Here is an 11,627-nt window from a genome sequence, read left to right on the forward strand (position 1 = left end):
TATTCCGGAAAATAATTTTACTCTTTTCAGGGATTTTATCAACAGATTTGCACGATGGCCTGTGAAGCACGTATGTCCTTTTGTTTCCCACGTAGAAAGTTTCCGTGTCTTTTTTGTTCTCCTGCCAGAGTCCCTTATCTGCTTCCACGGCCTTTTTTTCGTAATCGATGAGCGTCTCCTTATACTTCTCGTTGGGGGGTACGATATGAGCCCTCGCATAGCCGAGTTTCACGAGTTCCCCGTTGACGAAGGTCTTCTTTACAAAAACGTATGCAAGGATCCGTCCCTCTTTATCTTTCTGTTCTTTATCAAACTCGAGCCGAACCTTCTTCATAAAAACAAGTTTGTTGTTGAATTTCTTTGCTTCCTTGGCGTAGAACGCCGACCCTTCTTTCAGGTTTATCTGCGGGGCCTCTATGCCGGCGTACTTGACGATCTCGCCCGTATCGAGTTCGATCGTGTCGCCGTCAATAACTTTCCTCACAATGGCCTCTTTTGCCGTGAGACTACTTGACAAAAAGAAGAGAAGGAAAAAAGATATAAGGAATGGAAGGGTTTTTTGCATGAAGAATATTACAACATTTTTCCGCCGCGATAAATAACTATGTGTATGGTCGCGAGATATTATAGAGAGAAGCGTTCGATATCAGACTCCGGAGGGTTGTATGAGAAAACAGATCTTCGTGTGCGCATGCCTGATGGTCTTCCTGTCGGCGCCTTTAAACATTCTTGCCCAACAGGACGGGCTCTCAATCGGGTACGGATTCGGCACCTTCAATAACGACATGAGAGGTGTTCAGATACGTGACGGCAACTACGATTACGGTCAGATGACATTCTTCCATGAGCGACGTCTCTTTAAGAGAGTCAATTGGACCATCGAGCCTTTTGTCTCGTACATTAATCGGCCAACCGAAGGCGTGGATGGGGGAGTTTCAATTTTTGCAAAAGCCTATGTGGACGAGAAGAAAAAGCATGGGCTTTTTGCAACCGCAGGGGGAGGCTCGCTTTACACGAGTATGGGGTATAGCGGACAAGGCACCCACCTGTGGTTTATCCTGCAGGGTGGATTGGGTTATAGATGGGACAAATATTTCGTGGAAGGCCGGTTTAAGCACTACTCTAATGGGGACACAGCCACGCCCAACCGATCGCTCAATTCAAGTATTCTGTTTGTAGGAATGTATCTCTAGAATGAAAAGAGGGTAGGGCGGCGTTATGCCGCCCTACCAAGATGAACTACTTCTTCACGGGCTCGAAGGCGAAGAAAACCCTCTCAGCCATAATGGTGCCTGCTTTCCCTTTTTCAATCGGTGTTGCAGGAATATCGAAAACGGCGAGTTGCACCTCGTCGCCTTGTTTTAAGGAACCGGCGGGGCAGTTGATAATTCTCGTGAGGAATCTCCTCACCGGATCGGCTCCTAAATCAATCACCGCATGAATGAGCGGGGAATTGAAACCCAGGGGAACACCTTTCACTTCTTCGGAAAGAACGATGACTTTGCCTTTTGTCGGCAGGTCCACGTATTCCAGATCCTCCGAGTAACATTCGGGGCAGATTACCCGCGGAGGGTACGCCACGTGACCACAGCCCTTGCATTTCGTGGTGGTAAATCTACCTTTTTTTAAGTTTTCATAAAAGGTGTAGGACCTGTTGAATTCTTTAGCCTCTATGGGCCACATATCCATTGTTGCCGGATAAAGATTATCGAGAACCGGTATTCCTAATACAGACATATTTTCCTCCTTATTTTACTGGTTCTTGACCATAAATGATTATGGTATGTTCAGCATTCGCTCCGCTCAGGTTGTGCGTCAGGCCGATGTCGGCATTCTTTACCTGGTGACGTGCGCGGCCCTGGAGCTGCTTCATGATCTCGATACCCTGTCGGATGCCTGTTGCACCGAATGGATGGCCAACGGCAAGGAGACCGCCGTCTGTATTTACCGGAACCTTTCCGCCGAGTTCGATCTGCTTTGAACCGCAGAATTCACCGCCCTCACCCTTTTTGCAGAAACCGAGTTCTTCGACTTCGATGACTTCGGAGATCGAGAAGCAGTCGTGGGTCTGAGCGACTTTTACGTCACCCGGCGATACCTTTGCTCTCTTATATGCCTTTTCGGCGGCTATGCGCGTATGCTTCCAATCCGCAAGATGGGCTCCGGGGAAGTTCACGGAAACGCTGTTTAAGGAAGCCTGAGCGGTTCCTCTCAGATAGACGAGAGGTCTGTTGGTGAGTTTCTTGGCAATCTCTTCAGTGGTGACGATGCAGGCTGCGGCTCCATCGGTGATGGGGCAGCAATCGTAAAGCGTAAGTGGGGGAACAACCACAGGGGCGGCGAGAGCCTCTTCGAGGGTCAACGCCTTCTGCATCTGAGCCACCGGGTTGGTGGCCGCATAATTGTAGTTCGCTACGGAAACGGCCGCTAGCTGTTCTTTCTTGGATCCGTAATGCTGAAAGTGCTCCTGCGCGGTCAGCGCGAAGAACGGCGGTGGGAGTCCCATGCCGTGCACGCCGTCCCAGTCATGGTCCACGGACGCGAGCTCACTGTACAAGACTTCCCATTTCTGCGGCGTATAGAGTTTCTCTCCGCCTGCCACCATGACGATATCGGCATTTCCCGATTCGACAAGGCCCTTGGCCAGAATAATACCGGTACTTCCACCGGCGCAGAGAACATCGATTCTCACGCATATGGATGTGGGCTTCAATCCGCATCTTTCTGCGATAACGGGTGCGGTATTCACCTGGAAGGAACATCTTCCTGCGTACGAGGTGGCAACGATAAGGCCGTCGATATCTTTGGGTTTTAGCCCGGGGATATCATCGAGACAGGCCTTTGCCGCCTCTTGAAACAGGTCAACCAAGTGGGCTTCTCTCACGCCCCACTTGTTTTGACCGCCTGCAATGATGCATGCATGTCTTGTCATACACAAACCTCCTTAGTGTTAATTTCAGCTGTCAATCATCAGTTTTCCGCGTAGCGGAGCATCTTAATCGCTCACCCAATCGTTCTCACGCCAAAATCTCAGGGTCGCCGAATGTGCGGAACGCTTACTTACCTTTATAAACGGGCTTTCTCTTTTCAACAAAGGCGTTCACCCCTTCTCTGCCGTCCTCAGAGGTGAAAGCAATAGCAAACGCGTTCATTTCCATGGTGAGACCGGAAGACAGGTCCATATCGAGACCGCTGTCCACACATTTCTTTATGAGTCCCAACGCAGCCCGCGGCTTGGCCGCCAGTTTCCTGGCCATGGCCATGGCCTCTTCCATAAGTTTATCTTTGGGTACAATCTTGTTCACAAGCCCTATGCGATATGCCTCTGCGGCGTTTATGTTATCGCCGGTGTAGAGCATCTCTTTGGCTCGGGCGAGCCCCACGAGCCTTGGGAGCCTCTGGGTCGCTCCGGACCCGGGCATGATGCCGAGATTGATCTCGGGAAGCGCAAAGACCGCATCTTCCGAGGCGATCCTCATATCACAGCAAATAGCCACTTCACAGCCCCCGCCAAGGGCGAGACCAAAGACGGCCGCAACTGTGGGCTTGGCCATGCCCGTTAATTTATCGAAGGCCTTACGCGGGGCTGTCCAGGCAAAATCGAGAATCTCGGATACGGATTTGCCCATCACATCTTTCACATCGAGGCCGGCTGCGAATGCCTTATCGCCGTTACCGGTAATAATGACAGCGCCCACGGCGGAGTCATTGTCGAACTCACAGATTGCGTCATAGATCTCCAGATACGATTTGGCGCTTAAAGGATTTACCGGGGGCCTGTTGAGTCTTATGATGCCCACATTATCGACTTTTTCAACGAGTAACGTCTCGTAATTCATATCGCTCTCCTCGAATAGCCTTATTTGGAATAATCGTACCAGCCCCTGCCTGATTTCCTGCCGAGCAGACCGGCCTTAACCATGTTCTTGATGGCGAGTGGCGGGTCCCACTTCAACTCTTTAGGGAGTTCCTTGTGAAAGTAATCCATGACGTGATAATTGATATCAAGGCCGGTGAGATCCATAAGTTCGAAAGGACCCATGGGGTAGTTAAGGCCCAGCTTGGCCGCCTTGTCGATATCTTCTTTGGATGCGATGCCCTGTTCCCAGAGTTTTATCGCCTCTATAGAGCTGCAGATCATAAGTCTGTTGACGAGAAATCCCGGCACGTCGACTTTGACTTCCACGGGCTCTTTGCCCACTTTCTTCGTGAGCTCCAGCGTTGTGGCCACTGTCTCGTCGCTCGTGCGCATGCCTCTGATGACTTCAACGAGTTTCATAAGTGGAACGGGGTTGAAGAAGTGCATACCCACGACCTTGTCAGGCCTTTTCGTAGCCGTTGCAATCTCAGTGAGGGACATGGAAGAAGTGTTAGAAGAAAGGATGACCTCAGGCCTCGTAACCTCATCAAGTTCGGCAAAGACTTTCTTCTTTACATCCATAACCTCGATGACGACCTCGATGACAAAATCGACGGCTTTAAGGTCCTCCATCTTAGTCGTGCCGCTGATCCGTCCCATGATCGCATTCTTGTCATCTGCGGTCATTTTCCCTTTTTCCACGGTCTTTGAGAGAAATTTATCGATGTTCTTGATGCCGCCCTGCACAAACCGGTCTTCAATATCTCTCAGGATAACTTTATAGCCGGCCTGGGCCGCTACCTGAGCGATGCCATTTCCCATGACGCCTGCGCCCAAAACTCCGATGGTTTTGATTTCCATGTAGACCCTCCTGAAAATTTATTTGATAATTAAGAAATTCACATAGACTCTCAATAAACTTGTAACTTATACACCATATCCCGGAGAGGAATCAAGGAGATTCGGCATGGTTACCCTAATTTCTCCGATGGTTGTCTTAAGTGTTAACGGCTTGTCATATCCTTATGGCTCTCCCTTTCTCATCGCCGCGAGATGAGAGATTTGACTTTTGAGATTGAGTAAATAGGCCCTTTCAGGCTGTTTGAGTCCGGGATTCGGATCCCACTCTTCTCTTTTTATGTGTTCAACGACCTTTTCAACGCACCCGTCCTCCTTGTCGAGGAGTTCCTCTACGTGGCGCCTGAAGGTAAGGGCGGCCTTAAGCGAAGACGCAAAGAACCTTTTCACATCTTCTCCCGTAAATACGTAGTGGTGGCCCTGGCAGAAGACCTCTACGTCGAGTTCGGAGAACCGTCTCAAACAGGCCATATACGATTCATAATCGACTAGAAATTCGTTCACGATGCGACCGTTCTTCGCCAGGCATCCTGCCGACTCCGTGGCGAAAAGTATCTTCTTCTCAGGCAGGTAATAGCTCAACATGTCTCTCGTATGACCGGGAGTTATAAAGACCTGAACCGAGAGGCCCTCATCGATCCGAATTGTCTCCTCGCGGTTCAGGATGATATCGATTTCGAATGGCCGGAAAGGCTCCGTTATCAGCATGGCTTTTTCCACATCCGACCTGTCTGCGATGAGCGGGACCACGTAGCTGCTAAGCGACGACATGAGGTCACGGGCGTTTTTGCGGCGGATGATTTCATAAGACCTCTGCGAGGCACATATCTTGAGTCCCGGGAAGGCCTCTCTGAGATATGAGGCAGCGCCGCAGTGGTCGTAGTGTACGTGGGTGAGAAAGAGATAGGCAGGATTATGAGCGGTGAGCACCTTCCTCACATCTCGTTCATAGAGCCTTCCCATACACGAAAAGCCGGCTTCGAACAGTAGGGGCGTTCGCCCTGTGACGAGATACGACGGCGACCATGCGAATCCGGTGACAAAGAGCTGATTCGCAACGTGTCCTGTGGTTTCAAATATCACTCCTGCTTTATCCTCTATCCATGCTCATTATAGCGAAGCCACCCCAGAGCCTTCAACAGATTTATTCTTGATTGACCAATTTTCTGTTTTTTGTTAACATTTCGCAAGTGCGATAGATGCCCGTGATTAGACAAATTTAGCTTGACAGAAGAAAAGGGCTTTTGCTAAGATTGGTTGTTCATTGTTTCACAATTTCGTAAGAAAGGAGAGTATTATGGAGTTCAAATTTTCAGCTGAACTTGAGTCTATGCGAAAGATGGCTTATGACTTTGCAGTCAAGAATATCAAGCCTACCATGGAAGAAGATGAGAAAGAACATAAATATCGCCCTGAAATTATGAAGAAAATGGGTGATCAGGGTATGTTCGGCTGTATCGCCCCTGAGCAGTATGGCGGACTCGGTCTGGAAGAAGGGAATATGGCGGCCACCCTCATGGCCACAGAGCTTGCGAGAGTGAGTCCTTCCTGGGGACTTCCTTTTAACCTGCAAATGAACGGACCCCAGAATGTGCTTTTGAAATTTGGAAACGATGAACAGAAAGAGAAATACCTGCCGGGACTGATCGCAGGTACGAGCGGGGGATGCTTCGCAATTACCGAACCCAATTCAGGATCCGACGCGGCCAGTATGAGAACCACGGCCACGGATGTGGGCGATGGTTATGTCTTGAACGGCACCAAAACCTGGATATCCGGTGTGCCCTATTGTGGCTGCGGTATTGTTTACGCGTACACGGATAAATCGCTCAAGCACAAAGGCATATCCGCCTTTATCGTCGATTTCAATACGCCCGGTATAACCCAGAGGGCGATCACGACTAAACTCGGTCTTCACTGTGCCCCAACGGGTGAGATTTTCTTCGAGGAGGCCAAGATCCCAAAGAGCGCCCTTGTTGGAAAGCTCGGTCAGGGTTTTGCGATCTGTATGACCATGCTTAATTTTACGCGATTGAGCTCGGCTGCGAGGGCTATCGGTTTGGCCCAGACCTGTATCGAAGAAGCATGTAAATACGCCAATGAAAGAGAGCAGTTCGGTCATCCCATCGGTCAGGAACCCATGGTTCAGGAACAGATCGGGAGAATGTATGTGGAGCATGAAGCGGCGAAACTCCTTGTTTACAAGGCCGCATGGCAGAAAGACCAGGGTTTAAACAACACCCTTGAAACCTCCATGGCAAAATACTACGCTGCAGAATCGGCGAACTTCTGCGCTTCGGAGGCCGTAAAGATTTTTGGTTCGTATGGTTTTTCCTCGGAGTATCCCGTGGAACGACTCTTCAGGGATGCCAAGTCCTATCAGATCGTTGAGGGGACTTCCAATATCCAGAAGATGATAATAGCGGGATTTGCTCTGGGATACAGGAAGTCGTAGTCCAGTAAATTTTAAGGAGGTATGCACATGGCAACAGAAGTTACCGTTCCGATGGTTGGAAAAATAGTAGGCGTGAATGTGAAGGTGGGGGACAAGGTCGCCGAGGATGACCAGATTGCGACACTGGAAGCCATGAAAATGGAAATGCCTATTGTTGCACCGGTAGGCGGTATTATTAAGGAAATAAAAATTGCAGCCGGACAGGAAGTCGAAGCGGACACTGTTCTTGCTGTTATTGAGTAGGTGGGAATAGTATCATGCTTGTTGCAGGTATTGATATAGGGTCTATTACGACGGAAGCATTGCTCCTTGACAATGAGAAGGGAGTTGTGGGATACACGATTTTTCAGACGGGCGCAGACTCCAGAAAAACGGCGGAGCAGGCGCTCGAAAAAGCGGCTTCATATCCCGAAAAGAAGACCTCCGACATAGCTTACATCGTAGCCACCGGCTGCGGAAGGAAGAGGGCCTCATTTGCTCAGCAGGCGGTCACGGAAATTACGTGCATTGCCAAAGGCGTGAATCACCTTTTCCCGGGCGCACGGACAATTATCGACATAGGCGGTCAGGACACAAAGGCGATCAGGGTTGATGGACGCGGCCGCGTCATCGAGTTCGAGATGAACGATAAGTGCGCTGCAGGCACGGGAAGGTTCCTGGAAGTAATGGCAAAGGCCCTTAGTGTGGAACTCGGCGACATCGGCGATATTTCCCTGAAACATCAAAAGGAACTCACGATTAGCAGTATTTGTACTGTGTTTGCGGAATCCGAGGTCATCTCGCTCGTAAGCGAGGGAGAGGGGCTCGAGGACATCCTGTACGGGATCCACAAGGCCATTGCGGATAGGACCATGGGACTTCTTAATAGATTAGGAGGCGTTGAAGAGGAGATCATTATGGCCGGAGGCGTGGCGAAAAATATCGGGGTCGTCAAAGCCCTGGAAGCAGCACTCAATACTCGCTTGAAAATCTATGAGGAACCACAGATCGTGGGTGCGCTTGGAGCCGCCATACTGGCTTTGGAGAAAGCGGCTTAACATTAGCAGGTTGAATAAGAGAAGGCCGGTTTTTGCCGGCCTTTTTTATTACTAAAGGCTACAGGGTGAGATGAGCGAGGTCTCTCACATTCTTGTAGAGGATACGCTCTTTATCATCGCGCCCAAGGGGCAGTGCGAGAATCTTAGAAAGCTCTCTTTTCATAGAACCAAAAGGCACATCGGAACCGAAAAGCACCCGTTCGGCGCCTACGCTTCTCACGAATTCGAGGATAGTATCTTCTGCCGCGAGCGCAGTGTCGAAGTATATATGCTCGTGCTTCTTAAAGGCCTTAAGAAAATCGAGCGAATCCCCGCCCAGAAGGCCAAGATGGGGAATGATGAAAAAAAGCCGTGGAAACATCTCGACAAACCTTCTGGTGAATTCGAATTCCTCCTCAAAAATAACCGGTTTACCGGTTATTCGTATCTTTTCGCAGAGGGGAGCAAGCGCGGCATCCTCGAGAATGCGGTAATTGGAGGCAGAGTCCTGGACGCCTCGCATCCAGTGCCACTTGCCGCCGAAATAGGGCTGAGGGATGGGATCAAACAGCTCATCTTCGTAATTCTCGCGTATGTAGTGATAAGGTGTGAAATTGCTCACGCGCGCTGTTTCTTCCAGGACCTGGTCATTGATGCGGTTCGTTTGTATGGCGGTTGAGGGAAAGGGCATGATCACGACATGGGTGACCCCCGAATCCCTCTGCTGCCTCTGAAGTTCATGGGTAGCCACCTCGATACCCATGGTGGCTGAAGGTCCCCAGTGGGTATGACTGTCGATGATAATTTCAAAATCCATAGTTGCATGTGATTAGCACAGTTGCTATATTCTTGTAAAGTGCCAAAGTGATCGATGGGCCAAAGATAGGCGGGTGAGCGGCAATGGAAAAATGGGAGAGACGCGTGAAAACACCGCTCGTTACGGCTGACACTATTATACGGTATAATCGGGGAATCGTGCTGGTTGAGAGAAGGAACGAGCCTCACGGATGGGCGTTGCCCGGAGGGTTCGTTGAGATGGGGGAATCGGTGGAGCAGGCGGCACGTCGGGAAGCCAGAGAGGAAACATCTCTTGATGTAGAGCTCATAGAACAGTTTCACGTTTACTCCAAACCCGGCCGAGACACGCGGTTCCATACTGTGACGGTTGTCTTTATCGCGGATGCAAAAAGCGGCGTTCTTAAAGGCCAGGATGATGCGAAACGAGCCGAAGTGTTTTTGGAAGCGACCCTGCCGGAACGTATAGCCTTCGATCACCGGGAGATCGTTGGCGACTATTTCACCTATCTGAAGACCGGCAAGAGACCTTCTGTCAGCGCGCAGTGATCATCATCATGCCGTGAGAACGAGCGGCCTCTACATTATAAAACCCGCTTGTCCGGTCAGAAACATCTTTGACATAAACAGTTAGTGGTCTTTAACCGTAATGACCGTCCCCCGGTCTTTCCTTCCGCCCTCCATTTACACCGTCCTATTAACAAAAACAGCACTTGTGACGATAAATATGGTAGGGGAGGTGATAAAACCGGAACGGGGTAACAGTTACCGTTCGCAGAGAGGCGGCCAGTGAACGACGAATCGACCCGGATTGTAAACCTGTCTAAAAACGATTTTGTCCGTCTGAAGGAGTTCATCTATCACGAATGCGGCATTAATATTACTGAGGCCAAAAAGCCCATGCTCGAGGCTCGTCTGCAGAAAAGGCTACGGAAACTGAACCTGGGATCATTCTCTCAATACTGCGATTATCTGTTCAGCCAGGAAGGTATAGAAGAAGAGCTGACAGATATGATCAATCAAGTAACTACCAACAAGACGGATTTTTTTCGAGAACCAGCCCACTTCCATTACCTTACCCAAGAGATACTCCCCGAACTGGTGAGGACGAAGAGGACCATCACAGTCTGGAGTGCGGGGTGTTCGAGCGGAGAGGAGCCGTACACGCTGGCCATGGTCTTAAATGAGTTCGGCTGTGAATTTGTGATCGTGGCTACCGACATATCAACAAGGATGCTCGACAAGGCGCGGGTTGCCGTATACGATGATGAAAGGGTGAGTCCAATACCCTGGGATATGAAGAAGAAATACCTTCTCGTGAGCAAAGACAAATCCCACAAGCTTTATCGGGTCATCCCCGTGTTACGGGACCGTGTCAGATTTAGAAGGCTCAACTTCATGGACAGTGATTTTGGGTTTCGTGAATCCATAGATATCATATTTTGCAGAAACGTGGTTATATACTTTGATAAGCCTACTCAGCAAAGACTTCTTACCAAGTTCTGCAAATACCTATCGCCTCGCGGATATATCTTCATGGGCCACTCGGAGACTCTTTTCGGAATGGACGTGCCTTTGACCCAGGTGGCCCCAACGGTATACCGGAGGGTCTCATGAACATCTTTCTCAAGCCAGGTGAGATATACATATCCGATAAGCCCGAGATCGTTACTACAATACTCGGCTCCTGCGTTGCACTCACCATATTTAGCAAACGCCTGAGGGTGGGTGGCATCTGTCACGCCCAGCTTCCGATCAACCCCTCGCCAAGCGGGGATGACCCGTTCCGTTATGTGGATAGTTCCCTCTTGTACATGCTCAAAAAAATAGAAATCATGGGTATTAGCAAGGGCGAGATGGAGATCAAACTCATCGGTGGGGCTGATGTGCTCGACAGGACACATACCAACTCGTCAACGGTGGGACAGAAGAATATAGAGACTGCCCTGAGTCTCATTCAAGGGCAGGGTCTGTCTCTGGCAGCGTCTCATGTGGGCGGTGAACTGGGAAGAAAAATACATTTTCATGTGCATACGGGAAGAATCCTTCTGAAACGAATTACCCGAATTTCAAATGAGGAGACGCGAACAGTGAACACCAGATTCCGCACCCTGACAAAGCAACGCAACCGAAATGCATCACCAGAGCATAACTATTTCACGAACATCACGGAGACGCCATGAATAAGGTTAAAATCCTCGTTGTCGATGATTCCGCAGTTGTCCGCCAGACGCTCACAGAGATCTTGTCGTCCGACCCGCACATAGAGGTGATCGGGTCAGCACGCGATCCCTTCATCGCAGTGGAACTGATCAGGGAGAAGGTCCCCGATGTCATCACCCTCGATGTAGAGATGCCTCGTATGGATGGCATCACCTTTCTCCAAAAGATCATGTCCCAGCATCCTATCCCCGTGGTTATCTGCTCCTCGCTCACTGAAGACGGCTCGGAAACAACGCTCAAAGCGCTGGAATACGGGGCGCTGGATATCATTCTCAAGCCGAAGCTCGGAGTAAAACAGTTCTTCGAGGAATCAAGAATCCTCATCTGTGATGCGGTCAAAGCGGCCTCGCGCGCTAACTTTAAGAAAGCCGCCTTCAAGCCCATGATTGTCCAACCCAAACTGACTGCTGATGCGGTCATC

15 protein-coding genes are annotated in these 11,627 nt (G+C 50.0%); 8 read left to right on the forward strand and 7 right to left on the reverse strand.

The window, feature by feature from the left end; all coding sequences use genetic code 11:
* Positions 1 to 484: thermonuclease family protein (locus VMT62_03855; protein HVN95540.1), on the reverse strand; the 484-nt coding region annotated here is incomplete at its 3' end.
* Positions 485 to 665: 181 nt separating this feature from the next.
* Between VMT62_03855 and VMT62_03860 the strand changes: the two genes are divergently transcribed.
* Positions 666 to 1,193, forward strand: coding sequence for an acyloxyacyl hydrolase (locus tag VMT62_03860; GenBank protein HVN95541.1), 528 nt, complete (start codon positions 666 to 668; stop codon positions 1,191 to 1,193).
* Between the two features lie 46 nt (positions 1,194 to 1,239).
* Here the strand turns inward: VMT62_03860 and VMT62_03865 are convergent, their stop codons facing one another.
* The 5 genes from VMT62_03865 to VMT62_03885 all read right to left on the reverse strand — a co-directional run bounded on the left by VMT62_03865 (position 1,240) and on the right by VMT62_03885 (position 5,800).
* A complete protein-coding gene (locus VMT62_03865; GenBank protein HVN95542.1) occupies positions 1,240 to 1,737 on the reverse strand; it encodes a zinc ribbon domain-containing protein in 498 nt (165 codons plus the stop codon).
* A 10-nt stretch (positions 1,738 to 1,747) separates the two neighbouring features.
* The gene (locus VMT62_03870) at positions 1,748 to 2,932 is read right to left on the reverse strand and encodes a thiolase family protein (protein HVN95543.1); all 1,185 of its coding nucleotides are present in this window, start codon (positions 2,930 to 2,932) and stop codon (positions 1,748 to 1,750) included.
* Between the two features lie 124 nt (positions 2,933 to 3,056).
* Positions 3,057 to 3,839 carry an enoyl-CoA hydratase-related protein gene (locus VMT62_03875; GenBank protein HVN95544.1) on the reverse strand — a complete coding sequence of 261 codons (783 nt, stop codon included), beginning with the start codon at positions 3,837 to 3,839 and terminating at the stop codon, positions 3,057 to 3,059.
* A 20-nt stretch (positions 3,840 to 3,859) separates the two neighbouring features.
* Positions 3,860 to 4,720, reverse strand: coding sequence for a 3-hydroxyacyl-CoA dehydrogenase NAD-binding domain-containing protein (locus VMT62_03880; protein ID HVN95545.1), 861 nt, complete (start codon positions 4,718 to 4,720; stop codon positions 3,860 to 3,862).
* Positions 4,721 to 4,882: 162 nt separating this feature from the next.
* On the reverse strand, positions 4,883 to 5,800 hold the full coding sequence (locus VMT62_03885) for an MBL fold metallo-hydrolase (protein HVN95546.1): 918 nt from the start codon (positions 5,798 to 5,800) through the stop codon (positions 4,883 to 4,885).
* A gap of 214 nt (positions 5,801 to 6,014) precedes the next feature.
* Here VMT62_03885 and VMT62_03890 point away from each other — a divergent pair, with 214 nt between their 5' ends.
* The 3 genes from VMT62_03890 to VMT62_03900 are packed head-to-tail and all read left to right on the forward strand — an operon-like array spanning position 6,015 to position 8,209.
* Positions 6,015 to 7,172 (forward strand): acyl-CoA dehydrogenase family protein, encoded by a 1,158-nt coding sequence (locus tag VMT62_03890; protein ID HVN95547.1) that lies wholly within the window; start codon positions 6,015 to 6,017, stop codon positions 7,170 to 7,172.
* Between the two features lie 27 nt (positions 7,173 to 7,199).
* Entirely contained in the window at positions 7,200 to 7,415 is a 216-nt protein-coding gene (locus VMT62_03895; protein ID HVN95548.1) for a biotin/lipoyl-containing protein, read from the forward strand.
* 14 nt (positions 7,416 to 7,429) lie between these two features.
* Complete coding sequence (locus VMT62_03900) at positions 7,430 to 8,209, forward strand: acyl-CoA dehydratase activase (GenBank protein HVN95549.1); 780 nt, start codon at positions 7,430 to 7,432, stop codon at positions 8,207 to 8,209.
* 58 nt (positions 8,210 to 8,267) lie between these two features.
* Here the strand turns inward: VMT62_03900 and VMT62_03905 are convergent, their stop codons facing one another.
* Positions 8,268 to 9,005 (reverse strand): amidohydrolase family protein, encoded by a 738-nt coding sequence (locus VMT62_03905; GenBank protein HVN95550.1) that lies wholly within the window; start codon positions 9,003 to 9,005, stop codon positions 8,268 to 8,270.
* 83 nt (positions 9,006 to 9,088) lie between these two features.
* Here VMT62_03905 and VMT62_03910 point away from each other — a divergent pair, with 83 nt between their 5' ends.
* The 4 genes from VMT62_03910 to VMT62_03925 form a co-directional block, all read left to right on the forward strand.
* A complete protein-coding gene (locus VMT62_03910) occupies positions 9,089 to 9,532 on the forward strand; it encodes an NUDIX hydrolase (GenBank protein HVN95551.1) in 444 nt (147 codons plus the stop codon).
* Between the two features lie 240 nt (positions 9,533 to 9,772).
* Positions 9,773 to 10,600, forward strand: coding sequence for a protein-glutamate O-methyltransferase (locus VMT62_03915; protein HVN95552.1), 828 nt, complete (start codon positions 9,773 to 9,775; stop codon positions 10,598 to 10,600).
* Positions 10,597 to 11,166 (forward strand): chemotaxis protein CheD, encoded by a 570-nt coding sequence (locus VMT62_03920; protein ID HVN95553.1) that lies wholly within the window; start codon positions 10,597 to 10,599, stop codon positions 11,164 to 11,166. Before VMT62_03915 ends, VMT62_03920 begins: the two co-directional genes overlap by 4 nt.
* A partial coding sequence (locus tag VMT62_03925; protein ID HVN95554.1) for a response regulator occupies positions 11,163 to 11,627 on the forward strand: 465 nt, incomplete at its 3' end. The genes VMT62_03920 and VMT62_03925, both read left to right, overlap by 4 nt.

It is taken from the genome of Syntrophorhabdaceae bacterium, assembly GCA_035541755.1.
In the GTDB taxonomy this organism is placed as follows: domain Bacteria; phylum Desulfobacterota; class Syntrophorhabdia; order Syntrophorhabdales; family Syntrophorhabdaceae; genus PNOF01.